At 69.8% G+C, this 26316-nt stretch carries 30 protein-coding genes; 16 read left to right on the forward strand and 14 right to left on the reverse strand.

Annotated features, from left to right (window positions below; all coding sequences use genetic code 11):
- Positions 1-100: 100 nt before the first annotated feature.
- Genes KY497_RS04030 through KY497_RS04040 form a run of 3 tightly spaced genes read left to right on the forward strand, consistent with a single transcriptional unit; the run spans position 101 to position 4135 of the window.
- A complete protein-coding gene (locus KY497_RS04030; protein WP_219869877.1) occupies positions 101-2227 on the forward strand; it encodes an MMPL family transporter in 2127 nt (708 codons plus the stop codon).
- Positions 2193-3515 (forward strand): sensor histidine kinase, encoded by a 1323-nt coding sequence (locus KY497_RS04035; protein WP_219869878.1) that lies wholly within the window; start codon positions 2193-2195, stop codon positions 3513-3515. Before KY497_RS04030 ends, KY497_RS04035 begins: the two co-directional genes overlap by 35 nt.
- Positions 3512-4135 carry a response regulator transcription factor gene (locus KY497_RS04040; RefSeq protein WP_017829789.1) on the forward strand — a complete coding sequence of 208 codons (624 nt, stop codon included), beginning with the start codon at positions 3512-3514 and terminating at the stop codon, positions 4133-4135. The genes KY497_RS04035 and KY497_RS04040 overlap by 4 nt, the downstream gene beginning before the upstream one ends.
- 103 nt (positions 4136-4238) lie before the next feature.
- Here KY497_RS04040 and KY497_RS04045 read toward each other — a convergent pair whose 3' ends face one another.
- Positions 4239-5948, reverse strand: coding sequence for an AMP-binding protein (locus KY497_RS04045; protein ID WP_219869879.1), 1710 nt, complete (start codon positions 5946-5948; stop codon positions 4239-4241).
- A 78-nt stretch (positions 5949-6026) separates the two neighbouring features.
- Positions 6027-6494, reverse strand: a complete 468-nt coding sequence (locus tag KY497_RS04050) for an Lrp/AsnC family transcriptional regulator (RefSeq protein WP_017829783.1) — start codon at positions 6492-6494, stop codon at positions 6027-6029.
- A 112-nt stretch (positions 6495-6606) separates the two neighbouring features.
- Here KY497_RS04050 and KY497_RS04055 point away from each other — a divergent pair, with 112 nt between their 5' ends.
- Positions 6607-7857 carry a PLP-dependent aspartate aminotransferase family protein gene (locus tag KY497_RS04055; RefSeq protein WP_219869880.1) on the forward strand — a complete coding sequence of 417 codons (1251 nt, stop codon included), beginning with the start codon at positions 6607-6609 and terminating at the stop codon, positions 7855-7857.
- A gap of 28 nt (positions 7858-7885) precedes the next feature.
- Here KY497_RS04055 and KY497_RS04060 read toward each other — a convergent pair whose 3' ends face one another.
- Complete coding sequence (locus tag KY497_RS04060) at positions 7886-8359, reverse strand: acyl-CoA thioesterase (protein WP_017829781.1); 474 nt, start codon at positions 8357-8359, stop codon at positions 7886-7888.
- Positions 8360-8573: 214 nt separating this feature from the next.
- Here KY497_RS04060 and KY497_RS04065 point away from each other — a divergent pair, with 214 nt between their 5' ends.
- The 4 genes from KY497_RS04065 (at position 8574) to KY497_RS04075 (ending at position 11401) form a co-directional block, all read left to right on the forward strand.
- Positions 8574-10001, forward strand: a complete 1428-nt coding sequence (locus KY497_RS04065) for a hypothetical protein (RefSeq protein WP_219869881.1) — start codon at positions 8574-8576, stop codon at positions 9999-10001.
- 79 nt (positions 10002-10080) lie between these two features.
- Complete coding sequence (locus KY497_RS16595; RefSeq protein ID WP_258185869.1) at positions 10081-10203, forward strand: hypothetical protein; 123 nt, start codon at positions 10081-10083, stop codon at positions 10201-10203.
- Positions 10200-10814: a ClpP family protease gene (locus KY497_RS04070; RefSeq protein ID WP_219869882.1), complete on the forward strand. Its 615-nt coding sequence runs from the start codon at positions 10200-10202 to the stop codon at positions 10812-10814. Before KY497_RS16595 ends, KY497_RS04070 begins: the two co-directional genes overlap by 4 nt.
- Positions 10811-11401 (forward strand): ClpP family protease, encoded by a 591-nt coding sequence (locus tag KY497_RS04075; RefSeq protein WP_219869883.1) that lies wholly within the window; start codon positions 10811-10813, stop codon positions 11399-11401. The genes KY497_RS04070 and KY497_RS04075 overlap by 4 nt, the downstream gene beginning before the upstream one ends.
- A gap of 112 nt (positions 11402-11513) precedes the next feature.
- Here the strand turns inward: KY497_RS04075 and KY497_RS04080 are convergent, their stop codons facing one another.
- From KY497_RS04080 to KY497_RS04095, 4 genes are all read right to left on the reverse strand, one after another.
- Positions 11514-11879 carry a helix-turn-helix domain-containing protein gene (locus KY497_RS04080; RefSeq protein WP_127483235.1) on the reverse strand — a complete coding sequence of 122 codons (366 nt, stop codon included), beginning with the start codon at positions 11877-11879 and terminating at the stop codon, positions 11514-11516.
- Positions 11880-11944: 65 nt separating this feature from the next.
- A complete protein-coding gene (locus tag KY497_RS04085; protein ID WP_055866650.1) occupies positions 11945-12835 on the reverse strand; it encodes a helix-turn-helix transcriptional regulator in 891 nt (296 codons plus the stop codon).
- 70 nt (positions 12836-12905) lie between these two features.
- Positions 12906-13379 carry a MarR family winged helix-turn-helix transcriptional regulator gene (locus tag KY497_RS04090; RefSeq protein ID WP_219869884.1) on the reverse strand — a complete coding sequence of 158 codons (474 nt, stop codon included), beginning with the start codon at positions 13377-13379 and terminating at the stop codon, positions 12906-12908.
- Between the two features lie 17 nt (positions 13380-13396).
- Complete coding sequence (locus KY497_RS04095) at positions 13397-13708, reverse strand: hypothetical protein (RefSeq protein WP_219869885.1); 312 nt, start codon at positions 13706-13708, stop codon at positions 13397-13399.
- A 129-nt stretch (positions 13709-13837) separates the two neighbouring features.
- Here KY497_RS04095 and KY497_RS04100 point away from each other — a divergent pair, with 129 nt between their 5' ends.
- Positions 13838-14857, forward strand: a complete 1020-nt coding sequence (locus KY497_RS04100; RefSeq protein WP_219869886.1) for a zinc-dependent alcohol dehydrogenase family protein — start codon at positions 13838-13840, stop codon at positions 14855-14857.
- Here the strand turns inward: KY497_RS04100 and KY497_RS04105 are convergent.
- On the reverse strand, positions 14847-15758 hold the full coding sequence (locus tag KY497_RS04105; protein ID WP_258185877.1) for a DMT family transporter: 912 nt from the start codon (positions 15756-15758) through the stop codon (positions 14847-14849). The two genes, KY497_RS04100 and KY497_RS04105, sit on opposite strands and share 11 nt — an antisense overlap.
- Before the next feature lie 119 nt (positions 15759-15877).
- Between KY497_RS04105 and KY497_RS04110 the strand changes: the two genes are divergently transcribed.
- Entirely contained in the window at positions 15878-16717 is an 840-nt protein-coding gene (locus KY497_RS04110) for a sulfurtransferase (RefSeq protein WP_141385715.1), read from the forward strand.
- Here KY497_RS04110 and KY497_RS04115 read toward each other — a convergent pair.
- Positions 16705-17628, reverse strand: coding sequence for a hypothetical protein (locus tag KY497_RS04115; RefSeq protein ID WP_219869887.1), 924 nt, complete (start codon positions 17626-17628; stop codon positions 16705-16707). The genes KY497_RS04110 and KY497_RS04115 overlap by 13 nt on opposite strands.
- Positions 17629-17933: 305 nt before the next feature.
- Between KY497_RS04115 and KY497_RS04120 the strand changes: the two genes are divergently transcribed.
- The 3 genes from KY497_RS04120 to KY497_RS04130 are packed head-to-tail and all read left to right on the forward strand — an operon-like array spanning position 17934 to position 20429.
- A complete protein-coding gene (locus KY497_RS04120; RefSeq protein ID WP_055866634.1) occupies positions 17934-18584 on the forward strand; it encodes a hypothetical protein in 651 nt (216 codons plus the stop codon).
- On the forward strand, positions 18581-18937 hold the full coding sequence (locus tag KY497_RS04125; RefSeq protein ID WP_017829767.1) for a hypothetical protein: 357 nt from the start codon (positions 18581-18583) through the stop codon (positions 18935-18937). Before KY497_RS04120 ends, KY497_RS04125 begins: the two co-directional genes overlap by 4 nt.
- 58 nt (positions 18938-18995) lie before the next feature.
- Positions 18996-20429 (forward strand): MFS transporter, encoded by a 1434-nt coding sequence (locus KY497_RS04130; protein WP_219869888.1) that lies wholly within the window; start codon positions 18996-18998, stop codon positions 20427-20429.
- A gap of 45 nt (positions 20430-20474) precedes the next feature.
- On the opposite strand, the gene purB is transcribed toward KY497_RS04130, so the two are convergent.
- Entirely contained in the window at positions 20475-21857 is a 1383-nt protein-coding gene (gene purB, locus KY497_RS04135) for an adenylosuccinate lyase (protein WP_051056563.1), read from the reverse strand.
- Between the two features lie 23 nt (positions 21858-21880).
- Positions 21881-22330, reverse strand: coding sequence for a low molecular weight protein-tyrosine-phosphatase (locus tag KY497_RS04140; RefSeq protein WP_017829763.1), 450 nt, complete (start codon positions 22328-22330; stop codon positions 21881-21883).
- Between the two features lie 187 nt (positions 22331-22517).
- On the opposite strand from KY497_RS04140, the gene KY497_RS04145 reads away from it, so the two are divergent.
- Together KY497_RS04145 and KY497_RS04150 are read left to right on the forward strand one after the other, a co-directional pair.
- On the forward strand, positions 22518-22802 hold the full coding sequence (locus tag KY497_RS04145) for a hypothetical protein (protein WP_219869889.1): 285 nt from the start codon (positions 22518-22520) through the stop codon (positions 22800-22802).
- Positions 22799-24115 carry a hypothetical protein gene (locus tag KY497_RS04150; RefSeq protein ID WP_219869890.1) on the forward strand — a complete coding sequence of 439 codons (1317 nt, stop codon included), beginning with the start codon at positions 22799-22801 and terminating at the stop codon, positions 24113-24115. The genes KY497_RS04145 and KY497_RS04150 overlap by 4 nt, the downstream gene beginning before the upstream one ends.
- A gap of 11 nt (positions 24116-24126) precedes the next feature.
- Here the strand turns inward: KY497_RS04150 and KY497_RS04155 are convergent, their stop codons facing one another.
- The 3 genes from KY497_RS04155 to KY497_RS04165 all read right to left on the reverse strand — a co-directional run bounded on the left by KY497_RS04155 (position 24127) and on the right by KY497_RS04165 (position 25163).
- Entirely contained in the window at positions 24127-24528 is a 402-nt protein-coding gene (locus tag KY497_RS04155; RefSeq protein WP_219869891.1) for a phage holin family protein, read from the reverse strand.
- A gap of 69 nt (positions 24529-24597) precedes the next feature.
- Positions 24598-24960: a type II toxin-antitoxin system death-on-curing family toxin gene (locus KY497_RS04160; protein ID WP_141385722.1), complete on the reverse strand. Its 363-nt coding sequence runs from the start codon at positions 24958-24960 to the stop codon at positions 24598-24600.
- Positions 24957-25163 carry a ribbon-helix-helix protein, CopG family gene (locus KY497_RS04165; RefSeq protein WP_045263836.1) on the reverse strand — a complete coding sequence of 69 codons (207 nt, stop codon included), beginning with the start codon at positions 25161-25163 and terminating at the stop codon, positions 24957-24959. Before KY497_RS04165 ends, KY497_RS04160 begins: the two co-directional genes overlap by 4 nt.
- A gap of 85 nt (positions 25164-25248) precedes the next feature.
- Here KY497_RS04165 and KY497_RS04170 point away from each other — a divergent pair, with 85 nt between their 5' ends.
- Positions 25249-26316 carry a histidinol-phosphate transaminase gene (locus KY497_RS04170; RefSeq protein WP_219869892.1) on the forward strand — a complete coding sequence of 356 codons (1068 nt, stop codon included), beginning with the start codon at positions 25249-25251 and terminating at the stop codon, positions 26314-26316.

A 26316-nucleotide genomic window follows, 5' to 3' on the forward strand; every position in this document is an offset into this window, starting at 1 on the left:
GGAAGGTCGCGGGCGGCAGGGCCGCATCCATCGAACGGTGGAGACGAGTCTCAGCCCCCCGCCCGATCCTCGGAAGGGCGGCGACGGCTGGACTGGATCCATGCTCCGCACCCTCCGCTCTCTTCCCCTGTGGCTCACCTCGCGACGCGGCGGGTGGATCTCCCTGCTGGTCGCCGTCGTGGCGTTCACCGCGCTCCTCGGCGCCCTCGGCCGGGCGTCGCTGCCCTCGGGCACCGATGTGGCTCCGCCGGATTCCGAGTCGGCCCGGACGGCCGCCCTCGCCGAGCAGTTCCCCGACGCGGATGAGTCCACGGTGCTGCTGGTCGCGTCGCGGGACGACGGTGAGCGACTCGCCGCCGACGACATCGCCGCCCTGCGTTCCCTCTCGGCAGAGGTCGAAGCGGAGACCGGGCACGAGCCGCACGGGCCGATCGTCAGCGAAGACGAGAAGGCCGCGGTGCTGCAGGCGACGCTCACGCTCGCCGACGACGATGCCGCCGCAGAGGCCGTGCACGGTCTGCGCGACACCGTGACGGAGCATCCGATCGAGGGGCTGAGCGTGCAGGTCACGGGTGGACCCGCGTTCGGTGTCGACGTCGCCTCCGCGTTCGACGGCGCCGACTTCACGCTGCTGATGGTGACACTCGGGATCGTCGCGCTGCTGCTCATCGTCACCTACCGCTCGCCCGTGCTGTGGATGATCCCCCTCGTCGTCGTCGCCCTCGCCGACCAGCTGGCGAACAAGGCCACCGCGGCGATCGGTGCCGGACTCGGGCTGCAGTTCGACTCGGGCATCGTGAGCGTTCTCGTGTTCGGCGCCGGGACGAACTATGCGCTCCTGTTGATCTCGCGCTACCGAGAGGAACTCGCGCATGAGTCCGATCACCGCCGTGCGCTCGTCGGCGCGTGGCGCGCCACCGCACCCGCGATCGTCGCCTCGAACCTCACCGTGGTGCTCGCCCTGTCGACTCTCGCCCTCGCGGTGATCCCTGGCACGCGTGGACTCGGCATCGCCTCGGCCATCGGCCTTCTGATCGCCCTCGCCGCCGTGCTGCTGGTGCTGCCGCCCGCTCTCGCGGTGTGCGGCCGCCGCATCTTCTGGCCGTTCGCGCCGCGGGTCGGCGATGACGCGAAGACCGGTCGCGCGTGGGGTGCTGTCGCGCAGCGCGTCTCCCGGCGTCCGTGGGTGCCGCTCGTCGGCGGGCTCGCGCTGCTCGGTGTCTTCGCGGGTGGTCTCGCCGGAGCATCCGTCGGGCTCACCCAGGTGGAGAAGTTCCGTGTCGCGTCGGAATCGGCAACGGGGCTCACGGTGCTGGGCGAGCACTTCCCCGCCGGTGAGGCTCAGCCGATGATCGTGATCGGTGACACGGCGGCAGCCGATGCGCTGGCCGGCGCGGTCGAAGACGTGCCGGGCGTGCTCCGGGTGTCGACGACCGGTGAGAGCACCGATGGCGCACTCGCGCGACTGATGGTCGTCGGGGAACCGGCGCCGGGCACCCCGGAGAGCCTCGATCTCGTGAGTGCCGTGCGAGAGGCCGCGGCCTCGGTGCCGGAGGCCGATGCCGTGGTCGGTGGTCCGGTGGCGGCGGATCTCGACGCGCGCGAGGGCAATCAGCGCGACCTGCAGCTGCTGGTCCCGCTCGTGCTCGCGGTGAGTCTGCTCGTCCTGATCGTGCTGCTGCGCTCCCTGGTGGCACCCGTGCTGCTGCTCCTGGTGAACATCCTCAGCGCCGTCGCCGCGATCGGCGCGGGCACCTGGCTGAGCCGGGTGCTGTTCGGATGGGATGCCCTCGACCTGCAGGTGCCGCTGCTGTCGTTCCTGTTCCTGGTGGCGCTCGGAATCGACTACACGATCTTCCTGGTGCACCGGGCGCGCGTGGAGGCGCGGACGGTCGGCACGCGGCAGGGGATGGTCCGAGCGCTCACGGCGACGGGCGGCGTGATCACCAGCGCCGGTGTCGTGCTCGCAGCGGTGTTCGCCGCCCTCGGGCTGCTGCCGCTGGTCACTCTCGGACAGATCGGGCTCATCGTCGGCATCGGCGTGCTCGTCGACACCTTCGTGGTGCGCACCCTCGTGGTCCCTGCGATCTTCGCGATCGTCGGGGATCGGATGTGGTGGCCGGGAAAGAGCGGGGCGGACGAATCCGCCACCGATCGAGGTGCGCAGCGACCGCACGGGGGAGAATACGAGGATGCCGCAGTCGACACCTCTCCCGCCACGAGCTGACCCCACGCGGGCTCAGCGAGCCGGCCGCGACGAGCGCGCGGCCGGCTCGGGCACCCCGCGCACCTGGGCGAGCCTGGTCGGGTCGATCCGGATAGGCCAGGCCGTCATCACGGTCGTGCTGCTCGTGGTCGGCGCCGGGCGCGCCGCAGCCGACGGAGTGCCGCTTCCGTGGGTGCTGGCCCTCTCGCTGGTGTTCCTCGGCTGGTACGGCGGCGGGCTGCTGCTCAGCGAGCGCATCTCCGACCGTCGGTTGGCGACGTGGTGGCTGCTCGGGCTGACACTCATCTGGCTCGGCGCGGTCGTGGTCTCGCCCGAGTTCGTGTGGCTCGCCTTCCCGCTGTGGCTGCTCGCCGGGTTCGTGATGCGCCTGCGGTGGGCGTTGCTGCTCAGCGTGGCGATCCTCGCGGTCGTGGTGAGCGCCCCGCTGCTGCACACCGGTGCCACGACCTATGCGAACGTGATCGGTCCCCTCGTCGGCGGCATCTTCGCGCTGGGGATATCCCGCGGATACCTCGAGCTCGTCCGTGACGGGCGGGAGCGGCGTCGGCTGATCGCCTCGCTCGTCGCGACCCAGGAGGAGATGGCCGCGCTGCAGGACGAGCTCGCCCGCACTCAGCGCGAGTCCGGGGCGAGCGCCGAGCGCACCAGGGTGTCGCGCGACATCCACGACACGGTCGCCCAGAGCGTGTCGTCGATCGGGATGCTGGCGCGTTCGGCCCTGGAGGCGGACGATCCGGCCCAGCGCACGCGAGCCCTCGAGCAGATCGGTGCGCTCGCCACGGAGGGGATGGCGGATGCGCGGCGCATCGTGAACGCGCTGATGCCGGCCGAGCTGGAATCCACCGCGCTCGGCGACGCCCTGGCCCGGATGCTCGAACGCCTGGCCGACGAGACCGGTATCGAGGTGACGCTGCACGCCGACGACGACCTGCCCTCGCTCGGCATCGACGCCGAGGTCGCCCTGCTGCGGACGGCGCAGTCGGCCCTCGCGAACGTCCGCTCCCACGCGTCGGCCACCCGGGTCGTGGTCACCCTCGCCGATGCCGGCGACACCGTGCGGCTCGACATCGTCGATGACGGGCGCGGATTCGACGCGCGGCACTGGGACGCGCAGGGCGGGGTGGCCAGTCGGGGCGGCGGCTACGGGCTGCGCTCGATGCGTGCGCGCCTGCGGGAGCTCGGCGGTGGGCTCGACGTGGAGAGCGCCCCGGGTGACGGCACCGCGCTCTCGGCGCACATCCCCCTGGGCGGCACTGCTCAGGCACGGCGGCCTGGGGGTGAAGGATGACCGCGGTGCGCGTGCTGCTCGTGGACGACCACCCCATCGTGCGGGCCGGGGTGCGCTCGCTGTTCGACCATCGCGACGACGTCGAGGTGGTCGGTGAGGCGGCGTCCGGCGAGGAGGCAGTGACCCTCGCGCGGCATCTGCGTCCCGACGTCGTGCTGTGCGATCTGCGGCTGGGCGACGGTATGGACGGGGTGCAGACGACCGCCGCGCTGCGTGCGCAACAGCCGGCCCCCGCCGTGCTGATCCTGACGACGTTCGACCGCGACGCCGAGATCCTGGGCGCTATCGAGGCGGGAGCGGCCGGCTACCTGCTCAAAGACGTCGCCCCCGATGACATCGTGCGCGCGATCCGGCAGGCGGCTTCGGGCGGACTCGTGCTCACTCCCGAGCTGAGCGCACGCGTCGTGCAGGTCATGCGCGCACCGCGGGTGCGCCTGACCGACCGCGAGCTGGAGGTGCTCCGACTGCTTGACACGGGGGCATCCAACCGCGAGATCGCGAAGACCCTGTTCGTGACCGAGGCCACCGTGAAGACCCACCTCGTGCACGTGTTCGAGAAGCTCGGCGCCGACAGTCGTGCGCGCGCCATCGCCATCGCGCGCGACAGCGGCCTGCTCTGAGCCCTCCGCTTGCGCGTCGGGCCCGCGACCTCGAAGTCGGCGAAGTCGGCACTGTCGAAGACCGGGCCGGCGACGGCATCGGTCGCGATCGCACGCTGAGCGTTCAGCGGTAGTCGCGGTCGCGGTGCTGTCCGCTCTCGTCTCCTGATTGCACACGCGCGGCCTCGCGAGCGCGCAGCTCGACACGGCGGATCTTGCCCGAGATCGTCTTCGGCAGCTCCGGAACGAACTCGATGATCCGCACCCACAGGTGCGACGACAGCCGCTCGTGCGCGTAGGCGAAGATCGCGCGCGCCGCGTCCGAGTCGGCGGCTGCGACATCGGAGGTCAGGCACACGTAGGCCTTCGGCACGGCCAGACGCGTCGGATCGGGGCTCGGGATCACCGCCGCCTCGATCACGAGGTCGTGCTCCAGCAGCACGGACTCGAGCTCGAACGGCGAGATCTTGTAGTCGGAGGCCTTGAACACGTCATCGGAGCGTCCGACGTAGGTGAGGTAGCCATCGTCGTCGCGCACCGCGATGTCGCCGGTGTGGTGGTAACCACCCGCCCGGGACTCGGCGGTCTTCTCTGGGTCGTCGTAGTACCCGGCCATGAGCCCGAGCGGAGGCCGGGACAGGTCGAGCGCGATCTCGCCCTCGGCGTCGACGACCTCTCCGGTGACGGGGTCCAGCAGCACCACCGGGTATCCGGGCAGGGGGCGGCCCATGGAACCGACCTTCACGGCTTGACCCGGGGAGTTGCCGATGCAGGCGGTCATCTCGGTCTGGCCGAAGCCGTCGCGGATCGTTCCGCCCCAGGCGTCGCGCACCCGGTCGATGACCTCAGGGTTCAGCGGCTCACCCGCCCCCACCAGCTCCCGCGGCGGGTGGGTGAGGCGGGCGAGGTCGACCTGGATCAGCATCCGCCACACCGTCGGCGGCGCGCAGAACGTCGACACGTGGTGGGTGTCCATGACCTGCATGAGCGTGTTCGCATCGAAGCGGGCGTAGTTGTAGACGAAGACGGTCGCCTCTGCGAGGAACGGCGAGTAGAAGCTCGACCAGGCGTGCTTCGCCCAGCCGGGGGAGGAGATGTTGAGGTGCACATCGTCGGGGCGCACACCGAGCCACCACATGGTCGACAGATGCCCGATCGGATACGAGGCGTGCGTGTGCTGCACGAGCTTCGGCCGGTTCGTGGTGCCCGAGGTGAAGTAGAGCAGGGCGGTGTCGGACGAGGGGGTCGGGCCGTCGGGCTCGAAGACCGCCGTGGCAGCGGTCGAATCATCGAAGCGCGCCCAGCCGGACGGGATGCCGTCGCCCACACCGATGCGCAGGATGTCGGGCCCGATGTCGTCGAGGCGGTCGGCGAGGGCTCCGAGCGTGATGACCGCCCGCGCGCGGCCGTGGTCTACGCGGTAGGCGAGATCCGCCGCGGAGAGGAGGGTCGAGCTCGGGATGGAGACGGCGCCGATCTTCGTGATCGCCAGCATCACCTCCCACAGCTCGATCGTGTTGTTCAGCATCACGATCACGTGGTCGCCGCGGCCGATGCCGAGAGCGGCGAGCCAGGCGGCCACCTGGTCGGATCGTGCCGATAGCTCGCCGTAGGTCCAGGAGCGCAGGCTCAGGTCGGCCTCGACGATCTGCACCGCCGGTCGGTCGGGATTCTCGCCCGCGACGACGTCGAACCACTCCAGCGCGAAGTTGAATTCCGGCACCTGCGGCCAGGCAAACCCGGCCCGCGCCGCCTCGTAGTCGGTGGCGTTCGCGAAGAGGAAGTCCCGCATCTCGCGGACGGTGTGCGTGGCGGCGGTGGCGCTGCGGCTCATGGTGCTCCCTTGCTCCTGGCTGACGTGCATTCCATCCTCGCGCACGCATCGACGCCCCGCTCGTTCCGGCCGGACGGGTCAGGCGGAGAGCACTCCCGGTCCGTCACGCAGCTCGAACACGAGCTGGGTCTCGGTGCCGCGCACGACCGGATGGACCGTGATGTGCTCGAGCACGATGTCGCGCAGTGCCGTCGCATCCTGCACCGCCACGTGCACGAGGAAGTCGTCGACGCCGGCCACGTGGAAGACCTGCAGCACGCGCGGGATGTCGGCGAGGGCATCGAAGAGCGCGGTCACCTTCGCCCCGGTGTGGTTCGCGAGGCGCACCTTGATGATCGCCTGCAGCGGGAAGCCGAGGGCGGCCCCGTCGATGCGGATGCGGGTGTCGCGGATGACGCCGCGCTCGCGCAGCGCCCGCACCCGATGCGCGCAGGTCGACTCGGCGAGGCCGAGCCGATGCGCGAGCGCCTTGTTCGTCGTCTCGGCATCACGAGTGAGAACCGCGAGCAGTTCGAGGTCGATCTCGTCGAGTTGTGCTTTCGCCAACGGAAGGCCTCCTTGCCTGCTGGATATTGCACAGAGTAGCGTTCCACATCGATTTTCTGGCGGCTTCTGTCGATCTTCTGCGCATTCATCGTGATTCCGGCAACGTGGAGGCATGACTGCACCGCTGCATCCCGACACCGTCGCTGTCCACAGCGGACGCTCCGATCTCGAGGGTCTCGGGGTCCACGCGCTGCCGATCGACCTGTCGACGACGAATCCGCTCCCCGACATCGAGCGCGGCGGGGACTCGTACGAGGCGATGGCGACGGGCGGGCGTCCTCCGGCCGACGGCAGCATGGTCTACGCGCGGCTGTGGAATCCCACGGTCGCCCGCTTCGAGGAGGCACTGGCCGAACTCGAGCACGCCGATGCGTCCGTCGCCTTCGCCTCGGGCATGGCCGCGATGACGGCCGTGATCCTCGCACACACCGGTGCGACGGGGGCGCGCCACGTGGTCGCGGTGCGTCCGCTCTACGGGGGCACCGACCACCTGCTCGGATCCGGGCTGCTCGGCGTCGAGACCACCTACTGCCATCCCGACGAGGTCGCGGCAGCCGTCCGTCCCGATACCGGCCTCGTGGTCGTCGAGACCCCGGCGAACCCGACGCTCGAGATCGCCGACATCGCCGACGTGGTGCGTCAGGCCGGGTCGGTGCCGGTCGTCGTCGACAACACCTTCGCGACCCCGGTGCTGCAGAATCCGATCGACCTGGGCGCTGCGATGTCGTTGCACAGCGCCACCAAGTACCTCGGCGGCCACGGCGATGTGATCGCCGGCGTGGTCGCGTGCGGGGAGGAGACGGCGCAGGCGCTGCGCCGCGTGCGGGCGGTGACCGGTGGGCTGCTGCATCCCCTCGGGGCGTATCTGCTGCACCGTGGCCTCACGACCCTGCCGGTGCGCGTGCGGCACCAGCAGGAGAGTGCGCGACGGATCGTGCAGTGGCTCATCGATCGGCCGGAGATCGCCGAGGTCTACTACCCGGGTCTGGACGGTGACCCGCGCGGCATCCTGGAACGGCAGATGCGGGGCACCGGTGCGATGATCGCGATGCGGATGCGGGGTGGTTTCGCCGCAGCCTCCGCCGTCACGACCGCGACGACCCTGTTCACGCACGCCGTCTCGCTGGGCGGCGTCGACTCGCTGATCCAGCACCCCGCCGCGCTCACCCATCGCCCGGTGCCGCCGGAGGCGCGGCCCGCCGCCGACGTGCTGCGGCTGTCGATCGGCCTGGAAGACGTCGACGATCTCATCGCCGATCTGGCTCAGGCGTTCGCCGCTGCGCCGGCCTTCCCGGTCGAAGCGCCCCTCTCCGACCGGGTCACCTCCTCGAGCGAGACGCACCGGGGGGCTGTTCGCGCCTGAGGGGGTGGCTCGGCGCTCTCGAGCAGCGTCAGGGTGAGGGGAGCCGGATCGTCCCGGTGGCGATGTGCTCGGTCGGCATCCGGTCTCGGTCGTAGGTGATCTCGGTGTAGCCGTGCGGAGTCGGTGTCCCGTCGTCGTCGAGGCTCACGAACACGATCTTCTCGATCGTGAGGATGCGCTTGCGCGTGATCATGTTCCTGGCCACCGCGCGCATCGTCAGGGAGGTCCTGCCGAAGTGGGTTGCCTGCAGGCCGATCTCGATCAGGTCGCCCTGCACGGCCGAGGCCTCGAAGTTGATCTCCGAGATGTGCTTGGTGACGGCGCGGTAGTTGCCCAGCTGCACGATCGCGTAGATCGCCGCCTCTTCGTCGATCCACTTCAGCAGGCTGCCGCCGAACAGCGAGCCGTTCGCGTTGAGATCCTCCGGGCGCACCCACTTGCGGGTGCGGAAGTTGAGTCCGTCCTCCGACCACTGCCACGCCGGTGCCTTCTGCTTCGCCATGGGCACGAGACTAGGCGGGCCGTGAGTCCACGATGTTACGTTCCGTTTTCGTGGAAGGCACATCGGTCCGCGCCCATCGTTTGTGCACTCGCCACAAGAAACTGAGTCCCAGGCGTGCTGAGACTTGGTATCGAACGGCAAATCCGGGGGGCGGGGTCGAACCTGCCCATACAGTCGCCGGTGGCAACGACGCCACTGACCTCGGGAGTCCTCGATGACGAGTACCACACCCCATTCGCACGGCATCGGCATGCGCATCGCCGTGATCGTCCTCAGCCTGCTGCTGGCCGCCATGGTGATCCTGTTCTTCGTGACGACGAGCAAGATCGCCGCCGGAGCGTCCGAACTCGCCGAGGGCACCACATCGGCGAAAGACGGTTCCGCCGATCTCGCCGCCGGCGCCGCAGACCTCTCGGCCGGCGCATCGCAGCTCGCCGAAGGCAGCATCGACCTCTCCACGGGGGCAGCCAGCGCGCACGCGGGATCGCAGAAGCTGAGCGACGGTGCCACGACGGCCGCGACCGGTGCCACGACGCTCGCCGAGGGTGCGAGCAGCCTGGCCGCCGGAGCGTCTTCGGCGGTGGCCGGCGCGGGCAAGGTCAGCGGGGGAGCGCAGACGGCGCTCGCCGGGGCTCAGGAGCTCGCGTCGAAGCTGGTAACGGCGGATGCCGGGGCCCAGGCGCTCTCCAGCGGGATCTCGACGCTCGCAGCAGGCGTCAACGGTGCGCACGCATACGCGAACGGCGTGCTCGTCGGCGCGACGGGTTTCAGCGACACGCTTCGCAAGGGTGTGACGCCCGCAGTGCAGGGCCTGGCGCAGCCGTCCACCGAGGCGACGCTCAAGGGTCTCGCGTCCATGGCCCCCGGCCACTCCCAGCAGCTCGCCGATGGCCTCGCCGATCTGCTCGCGACCTCCCCCGACGACGCGAAGCTCCGTGGCCTCGTCACGCTCGCCATGCAGGTCGACGGGGAGGTCGACGCTCTGGTGGCCCCTGCGGCGTCGGCTCCCGCTCTCGCACAGGGGCTCGTCGCCGCAGCCGGTGGCTCCGCGAGGGTCACGGCCGGCGTCAACGCGCTCATCAGCGGAGACGCGTCCCAGAAGTGGCCCGGCACCGCGGCGCTCATCGCACCTCAGGGGGCGCCCGCCCTCGTCGCCGGCGCGCAGACTCTGCAATCGGGCACGTCTCAGCTCTCGGCCGGCGCCGCGAAGCTCGCCTCCGGTCTGCAGGCACTCTCCACCGGTGCATCGTCCCTCTACTCGGGCACGGCCAACCTCAGCGCGGGCGCGACCCGCCTGAACGACGGGGCGAGCACGCTCGCCGCCGGCGTCGGCGCGCTGCAGTCCGGTGCCGGCGACCTCAACATCGGCATCGGCGAACTCTCGACGGGAGCCTCCGCGGTCGCGGACGGATCGGGTGATCTCGCGGCGGGCGGGGACAAGCTCGAAGTCGGAGCCGCCGATCTCGCCGAGGGCAACGGCCTGATCGCGGAAGGCTCCGGCACCCTCGCCACCGCCACCGCAGGGGCCGCGCCCTCGATGCTGCCCTGGATCCTCGGTGTCGCCCTGGCCGGGCTGATCGCGATCGGCTTCTGGGTCGGTCACCGCATCACCCACCGGCGCGCTCTCGCCCTCGCTGCCTGACCCCACCCATCCCCACCCCCCCCACCCGAGTCCCCCCTGGGCGGATGCCTCCCCCACCGGCACCCGCCCAGGGAGCTCGGTGAACAGCTCCGAGGTGGACGCCACCGGTGAGCCCGCGTCTGCACGCATCCGCTCAGGGCAGAGCCGCCCACGGCAGAATCCGGTCCTGCTCGGAGCGCTGCGGCAGATGCTGGGGGCATGAGCGAAGACAACCCCATCCGGCAGTTCGGTCCTGAAGCCCGGCGGGCGCTGTTCCACGAGCGGGTGCTCGTGCTCGACGGTGCTCTCGACGACGACAACGGCACGCTGCTGATGACGCAGCTGCTCGCGCTCTCGACGGAAGACCCCCTCGCCGAGATCGCGCTCTGGATCCACTCGCCCGGCGGCTCCGTGCCATCGATGCTCGCGATCCGCGACATCATGCGGCTCATCCCCAACGATGTCGCGACCCTGGCCCTCGGGCTCGCCTGCAGCGCCGGGCAGTTCCTGCTCTCCGCCGGCACGCCGGGCAGCCGGCGGGCGCTCGCGCACGCGCGCATCCTCATGCATCAGGGGTCTGCGGGCATCGGCGGCTCGGCCGGCGAGATCGAGACGCAGGCCGACGACCTCCGACACATGCGCGACACCGTGCTCGGGCTCATCGCCACCGACACGGGTCAGCCGGTCGCCCGCATCTTCGAGGACTCGCTGCACGACCGCTGGTACACCGCGACACAGGCGCAGGAGTACGGCTTCATCGACGGCATCGCCGCCTCGATCGCCGAGGTCATGCCGCGACGACGCACACGAGTCGGGTTGGGGGCGGACGCATGAGCGGCTACACGATCCCGAACGTCATCGCGCAGCATCCGCGAGGGGAGCGCATCATGGACGTGTACTCGCACCTGCTCGCGGAGCGCGTCATCTATCTCGGCACCGGCATCGATGCGGGGGTCGCGAACGCCCTCATCGCGCAGCTGCTGCACCTCGACGCGGACAGCCCGGAGTCCGGTGTCCAGTTCTACATCAACAGCGAGGGTGGGGATCCCGGCGCGGCGCTGGCGATCTACGACACGATGCGGCACATCCGTCCGCGCATCGCGACGACGTGCGTGGGGCAGGCGATCGGCCCCGCCGCGCTGCTCGTCGCCGCCGGATCACCAGGGGAGCGGGCTGCCCTCGCGCACGCCCGCATCGTGCTGCATCAGCCGGCCGGGCAGTCTCGAGGCGCGATCCCCGACCTGATCCTCGCGGCCGACGAGGTGGTGCGGGTGCGCTCGGATATGGAGGAGATCCTCGCCGGGCACAGCGGCCGCACGGTCGCACAACTGCGCGCCGACACCGACCGCGATCGGGTGTTCACCGCCGCGGCCGCGCTCGAGTACGGACTCATCGACACGGTGCTGGGCGCGCGGAGCTGAGGTGGCGTCCGGGCTGGCGGACGGATGCATGAGCGTTGGACGGATGCATGACCGAAGTGGGACCTGTGGTCATGCATCCGTCCGTCGATCATGCAGATGACGGGTCCGGGGATCAGGCGGCGAGGGCGAACGCGCCACGTGACACCGCAGCGGAGATCGACACCGCAGCGGATGCCGACACCGCAGCAGAGCGCAGCTCATCGGCCACGGCGCTCGTCAGCTCGATGAGGCTCGTGTCGAGAGCGCCGGCTATCGCGGCGATCATCTCGCTCGACGGCTCCTTCAACCCGCGCTCGACCTCAGAGAGGTACTGCGGAGACACGCCGGCCTTCTCCGCGGTCTCCGTGAGGGTCTCTTCGCGATCGTGGCGTCGACGCCGCAGCTGGTCGCCCAGCATGTGCCGCCAGAGCGGTTCGGGCCCGCTCAGCTGCGGACGGTCGGGGCGAGGGGCGCGCGGGAACGAGAGGATGTCGGCCATGCCTCACGATACTCCGGGGCATCAGGCGCGTTCGAGCGGTTCTGCTCAGAGCAGAACCACGCGGCTCAGGCCTCCGCGCGGTCGGATGCGGATGCCGCGGAGGGGAATGCCCCCGCATCCGTCGCCGCCCAGCTGGCGAGCATCCTCAGCTTGTCGGCCGAGGGTGTTCCCGGTTCCGCCGTATAGGTCGACAGGTGCAGGCCGGGATCGGCGGGCAGCTCGAACGCCTCGTATGTCAGCTCGATCTCCCCGACCACCGGATGCGCGATGCGCTTCACACCCGTGCGGTGGAAGCGCACATTGTGGGCGGCCCACAGTGTGCGGAACCGCTCGCTCCGCGTCGAGAGCTCGCCGACGAGATCGGTGAGCCTGCGATCGAAGGGGTTGCGTCCGGCTTCGCCCCGCATCGCGGCCACGAGCTCCTGCGTGTTGCGCTCCCATTCGGGGTAGAACTCCTGCGCCGCCGGATCGAGGAAGGCGAAGCGGGCGCTGTTCGGCTGCGGCTGGGCGAACACGGGAGCGTACAGGGCTCGCCCCAGGGCGTTTGCGGCGAGGTAGTCGAAGTGGTTGTCGCGCACGATCGCCGGCGCCTCGGTCATCGCATCGAGCAGACGGAGGATGCTGGGCCGCAGCACCGTCGACTTCTTGCGAGGTGTCCGCGCGACCGGGGAGGCGTTCGCGGCGCGGGCGAGGTCGAACAGGTGCGCGGTCTCGGCCTCATCCAGCTGCAGCGCGCGGGCGAGAGCTTCGAGCACGCTGTCGGAGGCGCCGGACAGGTCACCGCGTTCGAGCCGTGTGTAGTAGTCCACACTGACGCCTGCGAGCAGTGAGACCTCCTCGCGACGCAGGCCCGGAACCCGGCGGTTGCCACCGAATGCGGGCAGTCCTGCCTGGTCGGGGGTGATGCGTGCGCGCCTCGTGGAGAGGAACTCGCGCACCTCGCTGCGGGTGTCCATGCTCCGACGCTACGCGCTCAGTGACCGTGGGGGGAGGTACTGGCGGTACCGGTGACCGGCCCGCACCCGTTCACAGCGCCGCCGTCACGCCCGGCAGGAGCTTCCCGAGGATCGCCCTCAGCTGTTCGCGCTCCTCGGCGGTGAGCGGATCGAGCACGAGTTCCCGCACCTGTTCGACGTGCACGGGAGCGGCCGTGCGCAGCATCTCCCGCCCCGCCGGAGTCAGGGCGGCCGAGAGGGTGCGCTTGTCGGCGCCACACGAGGCACGCTCGACCCAGCCTCGCTCCTCGAGCGAGTCGAGCGCGTGGCTCAGACGCGAACGGCTGAACCCGGCGATGCGGGCGAGCTCGGTCATGGTGACGGCGCCCTCGCCCCGGCCCGCCAGGGTGACGAGGATGGCGTAGCGCGCGTGATTGAGCCCGACCTCTTCCTTCAGTGTGCGATCGAGCACCTGCGGCAGCAGCTGGACGAAGCGGATCACGGGCAGCCACGTGTCCATCTCGGTGTCGTCGAGTCGACGCGGATGCGGCTGCTCCGCCGTCATGGTGTCCTCCTGGACTGTCACGCCGCCGACAGGTCGAGCGTGTGCGCCGTGTGGTCCCGCTTGGCCTGCAGGTAGCGGGAGTTGGACTCCGACAGGTGCACCTCGGTCGGCACCCGCTCGGTCACACGGATGCCGAGCTCCTCGAGCTGCACGGCCTTGTCGGGGTTGTTGCTCAGCAGACGGATGCCGTCGACCCCGACGGCCTTCAGCATCTGGGCGGCCACGGTGTAGTCGCGCTCGGTCGTGGAGAAGCCCTCGCCGAAGCGCAGCGGCACGCGGACGCGCGTGCGCTCCGTGGCGACCGGAGCGACGGTTGAAGTTTCAATCATGTCGGGTGCAACACGTGCTCCTGCGGAGTATTCCCGGATCTGTGAATCTCGAAGGGGTTCCCTCAGTACCTCCCATCCGAGGCGGAATCGGCGTTGACTGGATGTCACGCGAGAGAAGGAGCATCACGAATGCGCGGAGTAGTCATGCACGCCCCCGGCGACGTCAGAGTCGAGGAGCGGGAGAAGCCCACCATCACCCGACCCACCGACGCCGTGATCCGGATCGCGGCGACCTGCATCTGCGGCTCCGACCTGTGGCCGTACCGCGGTGCGAACGAGGTCGATCATGACCCGATGGGGCACGAGTACGTCGGCGTCGTGGAGGAGATCGGCGCCGAGGTGCAGACGCTCAAGGTCGGCGACTTCGTGGTCGGCTCGTTCATGGCGTCCGACAACACGTGCGAGATCTGCCAGGCGGGCTACCAGTCCCGCTGCGTGCACGTCGTGCCGATGGGCAGATACGGCACGCAGGCCGAGTACGCGCTCATCCCGCACGCCGACGGCACGCTGGTCGTCACACCCGGACAGCCCGATGCCGACCTGATCCCCTCGCTGCTCGCCGCATCCGACGTCCTCGGCACGGGCTGGTTCGCGGCCGTCGCCGCCGAGGTCGGACCGGGCAAGACCGTCGCCGTCGTCGGTGACGGTGCCGTGGGGCTCCTCGGCATCCTCGCCGCGCGGGAGCTCGGCGCCGAGCGCATCATCGCGATGAGTCGGCACGCCGATCGGCAGGCGCTGGCGCGCGAGTTCGGCGCGACCGACATCGTCTCCGAGCGTGGAGACGCGGGTGTCGCGCGCATCAAGGAGCTCACGAACGGCCTCGGCGCGCACTCGGTGATCGAGGCGGTCGGCACGCAGGAGTCCATGATGCAGGCGATCCGCTCCACCCGCCCCGGCGGCCATGTCGGCTACGTCGGCGTCTCCCACGACGTGGCGCTGCCGGGCGACGAGCTGTTCTTCTCCGGCGTGCACCTGCACGGCGGTCCTGCGCCGGTGCGCCGCTTCCTCCCCGAGCTGATCCAGCTCATCTGGGACCGGAAGATCGACCCGGGCAAGGTCTTCGACCTGACCCTTCCGTTGGAGGAGGCCGCGGAGGGCTACCGGGCGATGGACGAGCGCCGGGCGACCAAGGTGCTGCTCACGCTCTGACCTCCGGGGGTGCTTCCTGCTTCGCGCGTCGCCGGACGGGCTTCAGCTCGCTCGCGAGGATCCCGAGCACGACGAGCGCCCCGCCGATGAGTGCGGTCGCGGGCAGGCGTTCACCGGCGATGCGTCCGATGACCCCTGCCCACACCGGCTCTCCGGCGTAGATGATGGTCGCGCGGGTGGGTGACACCGACTTCTGCGCCCAGTTCATGGTCAGCTGGATCAGACAGCTCGCCGCCCCCAGTCCGACCGCGCAGCCGACCCAGACCCAGGAGAACTCCGGCACGCCCTCGCCTACCACCGGCATCGTGAGCAGCCCCAGCACTCCCGCGGTCAGCAGCTGCACGACGGTGATGCGTCCGAGATCGATCTTCCCCGCGAACAGGCTGATCAGGATGATCTCCGCGGCGATCGGCACGGTGCTGATCATGGTCGCGATCTCGCCGGCGCCGAGCGTCAGCGCGAAGGCGTCGGGTCCCGCGATGAACAGCAGCCCGACGAAGGCCAGCCCCGCGCCGACGAACGCCATGGCGGGCGGACGCTTGCGGAACACGGCCCACTGCGCGAGCGGCACCAACGGCACGTACATCGCGGTGATGAAGGCCGAGGTGCTGCTGTCGATGCTCTGCAGCCCCAGCGTCTGCAGACCGTAGCCGAGGTAGATCATCACGCCGATCGCGACGCCCGCGCCGACGTCGCGCCAGCGGATGCCGCGCAGCACGCGGCGGAAGATCACGACGCTGATGAGCCCTGCGATGAGGAATCGGATGCCGACGAAGAACCAGGGACCCGCGTGCTCCATCGCCCAGTGCACCAGCAGGAACGTGCTGCCCCAGACCGCGGTGATCGCGATGAGCGCGGCCTCCTGCGGACTCAGCCGCATGAAACGCAGACGAGAGGGCATCGTTGGCCCTTTCTCGACGTTGCCGGATAGAGCCTAACGGGCCGCGACCGCCGCACGGATCGTGACGGGAGAAGACGTACGCGCACCGGATGCCGTGGCCGACTCGGTAGCCTCGCAGCATGAGCGACTTCGTGAGTGCCGTCGAGCTGAACGACCTTCTGACCCGGGGAGAGCCGGTGCGCGTGATCGATGTGCGCTGGCGGCTCGACCGTCCCGAGGCGGGGCATGGCGACTACCTCACCGGCCACATCCCCGGTGCCGTGTTCGTCGGGCTCGACACCGAGCTGGCCACCCACGGCGAGCCCTCGGAGGGACGGCACCCGTTGCCGTCGACGGCAGCCCTCCAGGAGGCGGCCCGTCGATGGGGCGTGCGAGCCGGTGACACGGTCGTCGCCTACGACGACTTCAAGAGCATTTCAGCTGCCCGCGCGTGGTGGCTGCTGCGTCAGGGCGGCATCGACGTGCGCGTGCTCGACGGCGGTATCCAGGGCTGGAAGGCCGCGGGGTTCGACGTCGCGACCGACGATGTGCGCCCGGAACCGGGCGACGTCGTGCTCCGCCCGATCGGCGGCGATGCGATCTCGATCGACGAGGCTGCCGCCTTCCCGGCATCCGGTGTGCTGATCGATGCCCGTGCTGCCGATCGGTATCGCGGCGACTCCGAGCCCTACGACCCGGTCGGCGGGCACATCCCCGGCGCGCGCAACCTTCCCGAACCCGTGCACTTCGACGCGCAGGGGCGCATCCTCGATCGAGAGACGATCCTGGCGAGCTTCGCTGAGGTCGGCGTGGCCCCGGGGACGACGGTCGCGGCGTACTGCGGTTCCGGTGTGACGGCCGCCCACACGGCGCTGGTCCTGCACGAGGTCGGCATCGACGCGAAGGTCTTCCCCGGATCGTGGAGTCAGTGGTCCAACACCCCTGGCCGCCCGGTCGCGACGGGCGATCAGCCCGGCTGATCCTCGCGGGGACCGTATCCCCAGTGCAGGCTGAGGGCGCCGGGGCCGAACGCCCTGCGCACCAGATGCACCGACGTTCCGCGCGGCGGCGGCAGCGGGGTCACCTTCACGCCGTCCGGCGTCTCGACGTGCTCCTCGCACCAGTCCGGGATGGCATCGGGGTGAAAGCGCGTCCACACCAGCAGCTCTCTGGCCTTCTGAGCCACGGCGTGACCGGTGTCGCGCGTCTGGGGATAGTCGGGCGGATACTCGACCGACCATTCGACCATCGCGGTCTCCGGCGCCGTCAGAGGCACGTCGAGCTCGAACAGCACCCCGTGCACCTCACCGTCCGGGTGGGAGTATCGAGCGGCGATCGTGCCGCCGGACACGGCCGCCAGCTCCGGTGCGGGGGTGCGCACCCCGGGGTTGATCTCCAGGAAGGGGATCGCCGTGATGGTGCCCACCGTGGACTGCACGATGCTGCGCGTGATGCTGGAGGCGATGTTGCCGTCGGCGCCCACATCGGTCACCGAATGGGTCGTGAGCTCGCGCGAGGTGTCGGGATACGGGGCGCCGAGCGCGCGGAAGGCCTCGATCACCGCCAGCTCGAGCTCTTCCTCTTCGATCGGGAACTGGTTCGGGCCGAGCGGCCCTGTGCGGTTCGTCGAGCGGAGAAGTCTGCTCAGTGCGCCGACGTCGAGCCCGAGGAGCTCCTCGATGTCGGAGAGCGCGGCCAGCGACTGCACGCCCTCCGGCCGTCGCGCGCCCGATCGCCAATAGCTCAGCGTCGCCATGGACACGCGATTCCCGCGTGCCTTGAGCTGCCGCTGCAGCCACGACAGCGTCACCGGCTTGGCGTTTATCGCGTCGCGCAGGGCGTTCGCGAAGTCATCGGATTCGGCTCTGCGCGCGTCATCTTCGATATTCATCACAGATCCCCTCCGGTATGTGAAGATCAGCGCCTTAGAGTGAGCATACGACCGCACGCGCGTACCTCAGGGGACCGGGTAGGCATGTGGGGTCACTTGGCCGTCTTCGCAGGCAGGGTGCCCAGTCCTGCGATCACCGGCCTGACGCAGTGATGCCCCCCTTGCTGCGTATGTCGTGAAGCCCGGCAATCGATCTGGGGAGATCAGCCGGGCTTCACGAATCCTCCCTCCGCGCGGCTCCCGGCGTTGCGTCTGCGCAGCCCCGCGTAGACTGGGAGCAATACCCCGGAGGACTCTGGACCGTCATGTCTGCCCCTGCTCGCGCATTCACCATGCGCCACGTGCAATTGCTGCGCGCTCTGTTCGCCGCAGTCGCTGCGCTGATGATCACGTTCTCATCCGATCACTCGGCACCCGTCGGTCTGTCCGTGTTCAGCGGCTTCGTCCTCATCACCGCCCTCGTGCAGGTGCTCGCGGCCTGGCTGGTCGTTCCCGCAGGGTCGCGCTGGTCGTACGTGCTGCTCGCAGCGGTCGGCATCGTCGCCGGCATGGTGAGCGGCATCCCGGCCTGGCGCTCCGATGATCTGTTCTTCGTCGTCGTGTCGTCCTGGGCGATCGTCAGCGGCGGCATCGAGCTGCTCGCCGGGATCCGGGCTCGTCGCACCGGCGGCATGCTGTCCCGCGACGCGATCTCCGTGGGGGCGCTGGGTGTTCTGCTCGGTGTCGTCCTGCTGCTGATCCCGGCCGGCTTCCTGCAGGAGTACACGATCGACAAGGCCGGCACATTCGTGCTCTCCGGCATCATCCTCGGTGTCGGCATGTTCGGCGGCTATGCGGCGATCGTCGCCGTCTTCCTCGGCATCGCCGGCCTCACGCCGAAGCAGATCGACGCCGCGACCGCGGCATCCGATTCGAACGACAGCGCCGCTCCCGCGGAGCACGGAGGAGAGCGATGAGCGACGAGAAGCCCACCCGCCGGGACATTCTGCGGCCCCTGCACCTGCTCCTCATCGCGGCCGGCTGCGGCGTCTTCGCCATGGTCGTCACGCTGGTCTCCACCGGTGCCTTCACGTCGCGGGTGAACGCGTCGATCGCGAACGGCACGTACGACGGGCTGACCCCGTTGGCCCTGGGCCTCGTCGTCGGCGGTGGGGCCTTCATCGTGACGCTGCTGATCCTCGCGATGCTGATCCTCGCCGTCGACCCGGCCGACGTCACCAAGACGATCGATCGTCCGGTGCTGTACGACGAGGAGCCCGAGGGAGACGACCCCGACTCCGAGGCGACCGGCCGCCGCGCCTCCTCCTGATCCGCGCGTATCGCGCACCGGTCGGAATATCGGTGCGACCGATCGGCTTGTCCCTGTAGTGACTGCCTCCGTCGACCGCGCCTCCATCGGACTCCGGTCGGAGCGAGGCCCCATCCTCGGCGCGCTCATGCTCGCCACCGGCCTCATCGCGATCGACGCCACGATCCTCGCGACCGCGGTGCCCAGCATCGTCCGCGATCTCGGCAGCTACCAGCAGTTCCCGTGGCTGTTCTCGGTGTATCTGCTCGCGCAGGCCGTGAGCGTGCCCATCTACTCCCGATTCGCCGACACCGTGGGCCGAAAGCCCATCATCCTCCTCGGCATCGTGCTGTTCCTGCTCGGTTCCCTCCTGTGCGGATTCGCCTGGAGCATGCCGGCGCTGATCGTGTTCCGCATCATCCAGGGCATCGGCGCCGGTGCCGTCGCCCCCATGGCGATGACCATCGTCGGCGACATCTACACGGTCGCCGAGCGCGCCAAGGTGCAGGGGTATGTCGCGAGCGTGTGGGCCATCTCTTCGGTCGTCGGTCCGGCACTCGGCGGAATCTTCGCCCAGCTCGACGCCTGGCGGTGGATCTTCTGGATCAACATCCCGCTCTGCCTGATCGCCGGGTGGATGCTGCTGCGCAACTACAAGGAGCAGAAGCAGACCCAGCGCCACAGCATCGACTACGCGGGAGCGGTGCTGCTCACGATCGGGTTGACCGCGGTCATCCTCGGCATGCTGGAGGGCGGCAACGCCTGGGCATGGCTGTCCGTGCAGAGCGCGCTCTGCTTCGGGATCGGGGTGATCGCCCTCGTGGCCTTCGGCATCGTCGAGCGCCGCGTCGCCGAGCCGATCGTCGACCTGCGTCTCGCGGCTCGTCGGCTCATCCTCACCACCACGCTCGTGTCGCTCGGCATCGGCGCGCTGATGCTCGGTGTCACCAGCTTCGCTCCGGCCTACCTCGAGGGATCCACCGGCATCGCCCCGCTGCTCTCCGGCCTCGCGGTCGCGGCGCTGACCCTCGGCTGGCCGCTCGCCGCGGCGAACTCAGGACGCCTGTATCTGCGGGTCGGCTTCCGCCGCACCACGCTGATCGGCATGAGCATCACGACGGTCGCCGCCATCGCGCTGGCCGCCGTTGCCTCGTGGCCGAACCCATTCGTGATCGCCGGCATCGCCTTCGTGCTCGGTTTCGGACTCGGGTGGAGCGCGGCGCCGACCCTGATCGCCGCGCAGGCCTCGGTCGGCTGGGGCGAGCGCGGGGCGGTGACGGGCATGAACGCGTTCGCACGGTCGGCCGGAAGCGCCGTGGGCGTCGCGGTGTTCGGCGCCATCTCCAACGCGGTCATCGCGCAGGGAGCGGGTCCTGACGACCCCGGCACGATCATCCATGCGTCGGTCTGGGTGTTCTTCGCGGTCGCCGTGACCGCCGTGCTCACCCTGATCGCCGCCGCGTTCATGCCGAAGGACAGGGTCGAAGAGCACTCCGGAGAGCCGGCTCCCTAGTCACGGGGCCGTGCGCTCGGAGTACCCGTCGAGTGCGAACCGCGCTCAGCGGGCGAGGCGCTCCGCGATGCCCGTGTACGTCGCCGGGGTCAGCGCGAGCAGGCGCTGCTTGGCGGCGTCGCCGATCTCGAGACCCTGCACGAACTCGGCGAGGTCTGCGGCCCCCACCCGGTGTCCGCGCGTCAGCTCCTTGAGCAGCGCATAGGGGTCCGTGATCGTGGAGCGACCGGCGACGACCTCGGCGCGGATGACGGTCTGGATGGCCTCGGCCAGAACTTCCCAGTTCACGTCGAGGTCGGCCAGCAGCACGTCACGCGAGAGCGAGATCGCGTTCAGGCCTCGGCGCAGGTTGTCCAGGGCGAGCAGCGAGTGCCCGAATGCGACGCCGATGTTGCGCTGCGTGGTGGAGTCGGTGAGGTCGCGCTGCAGGCGGCTGGTGACCAGCGTCTGGCCGAGCGAGGCGAGCAGGGCACCCGAGATCTCGAGGTTGGCCTCGGCGTTCTCGAAGCGGATCGGGTTGATCTTGTGCGGCATCGTCGACGAGCCGGTGGCACCGGCGACCGGGATCTGCGCGAAGTAGCCGAGCGAGATGTAGGTCCAGATGTCGGTCGCGAGGTTGTGCAGGATGCCGCCGGCGTGACGCACGCGGTCGTAGAGCTCGACCTGCCAGTCGTGCGACTCGATCTGGGTGGTGAGGATGTTGAACCCCAGGCCCATGCCCTCGATGTACTCGCGGGCGATGGTCGGCCAGTCGGCGTCGGGGTCGGCCGCGAGGTGCGCGGACCAGGTGCCGGTGGCGCCGGAGAACTTGGCCAGGTAGTCGGATGCCGCGATCTGGCCGCGTACGCGCTCGAGACGCCACGCGAACACCGCGAGCTCCTTGCCCATGGTCGACGGCGTCGCGGGCTGACCGTGCGTGCGGGAGAGCATCGCGGCGTCGGCGTGCTCGACGGCGAGCTCGCGCAGCTTCGCGATCACGGTGTCGAGCGCCGGGAGCCAGACCTCTTCGACGGCGCGCTTCACGGTGAGGGCGTACGAGGCGGAGTTGATGTCCTCGCTCGTGGCGGCGAAGTGCGTGAGCTCGGCGATGCCGTCAAGTCCGAGCGTCGAGAGCCGGTCGCGCACGAGGTACTCGATCGCCTTCACGTCGTGCTGGGTGACGGCTTCCTTCTCGGCGAGCCAGTCGATCTCGGCCTGGCCGAAGTCGCGGTAGAGGGCGCGCAGGCGCTCCTTGTCGGCGTCGGAGAGCGGAGTCGTCTCGAACAGCGAGCGGTCGGTGAGTGCGATCAGCCACTCGACCTCGACCTCGACGCGCGCCCGGTTCAGGCCCGCCTCGGACAGGAAGTCGGCGAGACCGGTGACGGCGCCGCGGTAGCGACCGTCGAGCGGGCTCAGGGGCTGGGGCGGGAGCGAAGGCTGGAAAGTCAGGGGAGTCCTCCTGATCGGGCCCCTCAGAGGCGGGGCGTGCGGGGGAGACGCAGAGCGGGTTCGAGCTGACGGAACAGGCCCCGAGTCGCCGCCTCAATCATACCGAGCACGGAATCGAACATTTCCGCTCCCGCGTAGTACGGATCGGGCACATCGTGGCTCGAGGCGTTCGGGTCGAAGGCCAGCAGCAGGGTGACCTTGCCCTCCTCGTCCTCGTCGTGCGCCCACTCCCTCAGGATGCGCTCGTGGGTGCGGTCGAGCGCGACGACGAGATCGTTGTCGGCGAACGCCGCGGCGGTGAACTGGCGGGCGCGGTGCTGCGAGCCGTCGTAGCCGCGTCGGGCCAGCGAATCGATCGTGCGGTGGTCGGCCCGCTCGCCGAGATGCCAGTCGCCGGTTCCCGCACTACGCGAGACGATGCGCGGGCCGAGTCCCTGCCGTTCGGCGAGGTCGCGGAAGACGACCTCGGCCATGGGAGAGCGGCAGATGTTCCCCGTGCAGACGAAGATCACGCGGAAGGGATCCGGGGATGTCACACATACATTCTGCCCGCCCTCGGGCGTCCTGCACAGCGCGAGCCGTCTCCCGCGACCTTCTGCACATCCCGAGCAGGCGTCGCTCTCTCCACCGGTCGTGCGGATCGGGTCGGGCGGGTGGCCCGTGATCGCGGATGCTGAGGCCATGTACTCGTTCGCGCACGACCTGTCCGGCGGCTCCTCCACGGCGTGGGGGCAGGTCCTGGCGTGTCGGGAGATCGGCGAGGCCCTCTCGACGCTCGAGGAGGCAGGAGCGACGCTGGTCTCGCTCATCGATGCGTCCGACTGGCGATCCGCGGGTCTCCGTGCGCTGAACGAGCTGCTCGCGCGAGTGCGTGATGACACCGCCGTCGAGATCGGGAACCTCGAGGTGAGGCGGTGGGAGCTGGCTGAAGGGAGTGCCGGATGAGGCGGATCACGAGTGCGGAGGCGTCGACGAACGCGGGGGAGCTGGAGATCGATCACGGCGGGGCGATCGCCGTCGACACCGAGCAGCTGCGCGAGGTCGGCGCGCGCCTGTGCACGGTGGCATCGAGGTTCGCCGAGGCGCGCGAGGCGGTCGGTCGCGCGCAGGCGCTCCTCTCCTCCTCCGCGCAGGCGGATCCGCAGGTCGACCTCGGTGCTCTCCGACGCAGCGGCGAACGGGTGGGCATGCTGGGCGCCGAGATCGAGAACGCCGGCACCGGAACGCTGCTGATGGCCGATGCGTTCGAGGTGGTCGAGCTGCGAGCACAGGCGGAGGCCCTCGCTCTCACCGACGCCGCGGCGGCGAACGAAGCGCAGGCGCGCGCCGACGAGATGGTCGAGGCAGACACACGGCTGGGGACCATGGCGGACTGGCTGGTGGCGGGCTGGAAGCGGCAGCGCTTCGACGGGCTCGGCGACCAGTACGACCCGGACGGCCCGCTCCCGTCGGTGTTCGTGGCCGGCGCCCTGGTGGGCGTCGTTTCGGGACTCGGCAAGGTCCGACCGGGCATGGTGCTGTCGGGGGTGACGGATCCCATGCGGGTGACGCCGGTCAAGACCACGACTCCGAACGCGCCGACAGGCCTCGCTGCGGCCTTCCGGCGGGTACCAGGAGCGACCGCGCAGGTCGCGGTCGAGAAGTACACGATGGTCGGGGGCGCGCCCCGGTACGTGGCCTACATCGCCGGGACTCGGAATTCGCTGCCGTGGCAGGCGGGGGAGTCGGAGCCGTGGGACATGAAGTCGAACGTCGAGCTCTATCAGGGCGGCCCGTCGGCGTCGTATCAGGCCACCCTCGATGCCCTCACGGCGGCGGGTGTGGAGCCGGGCGACCGGGTCGACGTGGTCGCGCACTCGCAGGGCGGGATGATCGCCGCCCGCCTGGCGATGGAGAGCGAGTTCGAGGTGTCGGTCATGATGACGGCGGGCAGTCCCACCGAGCCGAGTCTGACCGACGACCAGACTCTGCTCCAGCTGCGTCATACCGACGACGTCGTGTCCGCGCTCGCCGCGGGCGGGTCGGCGGAGGGGACGGGATCTCCCGACAGTTTCACCGCGTCGCGCGTCGGCGATCCGCACGGCGGAATCCAGGATCTGAAGCTGCAGACCCACGGCCTGGAGACCTACGTCGCGACGGCGGAGATGGTCGACGCGTCAGACGACCCGCGGGCCGAGGCCGTCGACGAGTACTGGGAAGAGCTCGGTGAAGCCGTAGAGGTTGAGCGCATCGAGTTCCATGCCGAGCGGGCGGGGTGAACCCGACCGACTCAGTCGCGGCGGTTCTTGCTCTGCGGTCGCAGGATGAAGCCGAAGATGCCGTTGACCACCGAGATGATGAGCGCGGCGAGCACGCCCCACCAGAAGTCGCCGACCGTCAGGCCCCAGCCGAAGCCGCTCGTGATCCACGCGGTCAACCACAGCAGGAAGCCGTTGATCAGGAAGCCGATCAGACCGAACGTGATGATGTAGAGCGGAAACGCGACGATCTTCACGATCGTGCCGATGATCGTGTTGACGAGCGCGAAGATCGCGGCCACCGCGAGCAGGGTCAGTACGAGCTGCAGCGTCTCGCCCGGCGGGAAGGCGGTGATCACCACCTGCAGGGCAGGGATCAGGGTGACGACCCAGAGGGCGAAGGCGTTGACGACGACGCGGATGATGAAGCGCATGGTCCGACCAGTGTCCCACGGACGCCCGCGAGTTGTCAGCGCGCCGATCTCGCGGTGGGTCGGCGGTGTTCAGCGGCGATGAGCGCGCAGCAGTGCGGCGATCTCATCGAGGCCGGCTTTGCTCTGTGCAGTCCGAAGGATGAGGTCGAAGGCAAGCTCCGTCTCCATGTCGATGATGACGTTGTTCATCTCGAGGAACGTCAGGGTGAGAACCCAGGAGAAGCGCTTGTTCCCATCGAACAGAGGGTGATTCTGGCTCAGAGACGACAGCAGTGCTGCTGCCTTGACTTCGAGATCCGGGTAGGCCTCGACTCCGAACATCGAACTCGATGGCCGGGCGAGCGCGGAGGAGAGAAGCCCGATGTCTCGGATGTGGAGGCCGAGTTCCTCGGTGACGCCTACTGCGTGCGGAAGCTCGACGTACCGAGTCACGCGTCTTCGAGCTTCTTGAGGAGATCGGCGTAACGGTCAGCTACCCCGCGGGCGATCGACACGGCCTGCTCGGTCGTAACCTCCTCGCGGAGAAAACGATCCGCCGCCTCGATGAGGAGTGCGTGCTTGGACGTGTGTCGCCGCGATGCCAGCTCGCCGAGCTGTGCATCGAGTTCTTCCGGAAGTCGCACCGTCATCGCCATACCAGAATGGTATCACCGCGTATCGAGTGCCGACAGGGGAGAAGCCGCAAATGGCCGATCCCGCCGCCCTCGTAGACTCGACCTCGTGACCGAGCCCATCCTGCCCCGCATCCGTCCCGCCATCGCCGCGCTCGCGCCGTATCGCCAGGGCAAGCAGGCAGGCCCCGACGCGTTCAAGCTCTCGAGCAACGAGAACCCGTTCGATCCCCTGCCCTCGGTGCTCGAGGCGCTGCAGAGCACGACGCCGATCAACCGCTACCCCGACGCCACGGCCGGGCGCCTGCGCGCGCGTCTCGGTGCCCGCTACGGAGTCGAGCCCGACCAAGTGCACGTCGCATCCGGCAGCGTGTCGATCCTGCACCAGCTGATCCTCGCGACCGCGTCGGTGGGCGATGAGGTCATCTACGCCTGGCGCTCCTTCGAGGCGTACCCCAGCCTGCCGCTGGTGACCGGTGCGACCGGGGTGCAGGTGCCGCTCACCGCCGATTCGCGCCACGACCTCGATGCGATGGCGGACGCGGTGACCGATCGCACCCGCGCGATCATCCTGTGCACGCCCAACAACCCGACCGGGCCGACCATCACCTCGGCCGAGTTCGCCGCCTTCGTCGAGCGCGTCCCGAACGACGTCCTGATCATCCTCGACGAGGCGTACACCGAGTTCGTCACGGCGCCCGACGCGGTCGACGGCCTCGCCGAGCGCGTGTTCGAACAGCACCCGAACGTGGTGGTGCTGCGCACCTTCTCGAAGGCGTACGGTCTCGCCGGCCTCCGCGTCGGCTATGCGATCGGACACGAGAAGGTGCTCGACGCCGCGCGCACCACCGGCATCCCGCTCTCGGTCACCTCCGCCGCGGAGAACGCCGCGATCGCCAGCCTCGACGCCGAGCCCGAGCTTCTGGAGCGCGTCGCCGTGATCGTCGAGCGGCGCGCCCGCCTCCTGGGCGGCCTCCGCGCGCAGGGCTGGGACGTGCCAGACTCCCAGTCCAACTTCGTCTGGCTGCCCGCGGGCGAGCGCACCGACGAGGTGGCTGCGGCCTTCGTGGAGAACGACCTCATCGTCCGTCCGTTCTCGGGAGACGGCATCCGCATCTCGGTGGGCGAGGAAGACTCCATCGCCCGCGTGCTCGAGGTGGCAGCCTCCGTCCGCTGA

Source organism: Microbacterium sp. PAMC22086 (assembly GCF_019443525.1).
In the GTDB taxonomy this organism is placed as follows: Bacteria; Actinomycetota; Actinomycetes; order Actinomycetales; family Microbacteriaceae; genus Microbacterium; species Microbacterium maritypicum.

Excerpts from the sequence above, each read along its gene's own strand:
- KY497_RS04030 (WP_219869877.1), top strand. The coding sequence starts at position 101 with ATGCTCCGCACCCTCCGCTCTCTTCCCCTGTGGCTCACCTCGCGACGC.
- KY497_RS04035 (WP_219869878.1), top strand. The coding sequence starts at position 2,193 with ATGCCGCAGTCGACACCTCTCCCGCCACGAGCTGACCCCACGCGGGCT.
- KY497_RS04040 (WP_017829789.1), top strand. The coding sequence starts at position 3,512 with ATGACCGCGGTGCGCGTGCTGCTCGTGGACGACCACCCCATCGTGCGG.
- KY497_RS04045 (WP_219869879.1), bottom strand. The coding sequence starts at position 5,948 with ATGAGCCGCAGCGCCACCGCCGCCACGCACACCGTCCGCGAGATGCGG.
- KY497_RS04055 (WP_219869880.1), top strand. The coding sequence starts at position 6,607 with ATGACTGCACCGCTGCATCCCGACACCGTCGCTGTCCACAGCGGACGC.
- KY497_RS04060 (WP_017829781.1), bottom strand. The coding sequence starts at position 8,359 with ATGGCGAAGCAGAAGGCACCGGCGTGGCAGTGGTCGGAGGACGGACTC.
- KY497_RS04065 (WP_219869881.1), top strand. The coding sequence starts at position 8,574 with ATGACGAGTACCACACCCCATTCGCACGGCATCGGCATGCGCATCGCC.
- KY497_RS04070 (WP_219869882.1), top strand. The coding sequence starts at position 10,200 with ATGAGCGAAGACAACCCCATCCGGCAGTTCGGTCCTGAAGCCCGGCGG.
- KY497_RS04075 (WP_219869883.1), top strand. The coding sequence starts at position 10,811 with ATGAGCGGCTACACGATCCCGAACGTCATCGCGCAGCATCCGCGAGGG.
- KY497_RS04080 (WP_127483235.1), bottom strand. The coding sequence starts at position 11,879 with ATGGCCGACATCCTCTCGTTCCCGCGCGCCCCTCGCCCCGACCGTCCG.
- KY497_RS04085 (WP_055866650.1), bottom strand. The coding sequence starts at position 12,835 with ATGGACACCCGCAGCGAGGTGCGCGAGTTCCTCTCCACGAGGCGCGCA.
- KY497_RS04090 (WP_219869884.1), bottom strand. The coding sequence starts at position 13,379 with ATGACGGCGGAGCAGCCGCATCCGCGTCGACTCGACGACACCGAGATG.
- KY497_RS04095 (WP_219869885.1), bottom strand. The coding sequence starts at position 13,708 with ATGATTGAAACTTCAACCGTCGCTCCGGTCGCCACGGAGCGCACGCGC.
- KY497_RS04100 (WP_219869886.1), top strand. The coding sequence starts at position 13,838 with ATGCGCGGAGTAGTCATGCACGCCCCCGGCGACGTCAGAGTCGAGGAG.
- KY497_RS04105 (WP_258185877.1), bottom strand. The coding sequence starts at position 15,758 with ATGCCCTCTCGTCTGCGTTTCATGCGGCTGAGTCCGCAGGAGGCCGCG.
- KY497_RS04110 (WP_141385715.1), top strand. The coding sequence starts at position 15,878 with ATGAGCGACTTCGTGAGTGCCGTCGAGCTGAACGACCTTCTGACCCGG.
- KY497_RS04115 (WP_219869887.1), bottom strand. The coding sequence starts at position 17,628 with ATGAATATCGAAGATGACGCGCGCAGAGCCGAATCCGATGACTTCGCG.
- KY497_RS04120 (WP_055866634.1), top strand. The coding sequence starts at position 17,934 with ATGTCTGCCCCTGCTCGCGCATTCACCATGCGCCACGTGCAATTGCTG.
- KY497_RS04125 (WP_017829767.1), top strand. The coding sequence starts at position 18,581 with ATGAGCGACGAGAAGCCCACCCGCCGGGACATTCTGCGGCCCCTGCAC.
- KY497_RS04140 (WP_017829763.1), bottom strand. The coding sequence starts at position 22,330 with ATGGCCGAGGTCGTCTTCCGCGACCTCGCCGAACGGCAGGGACTCGGC.
- KY497_RS04150 (WP_219869890.1), top strand. The coding sequence starts at position 22,799 with ATGAGGCGGATCACGAGTGCGGAGGCGTCGACGAACGCGGGGGAGCTG.
- KY497_RS04155 (WP_219869891.1), bottom strand. The coding sequence starts at position 24,528 with ATGCGCTTCATCATCCGCGTCGTCGTCAACGCCTTCGCCCTCTGGGTC.
- KY497_RS04165 (WP_045263836.1), bottom strand. The coding sequence starts at position 25,163 with ATGGCGATGACGGTGCGACTTCCGGAAGAACTCGATGCACAGCTCGGC.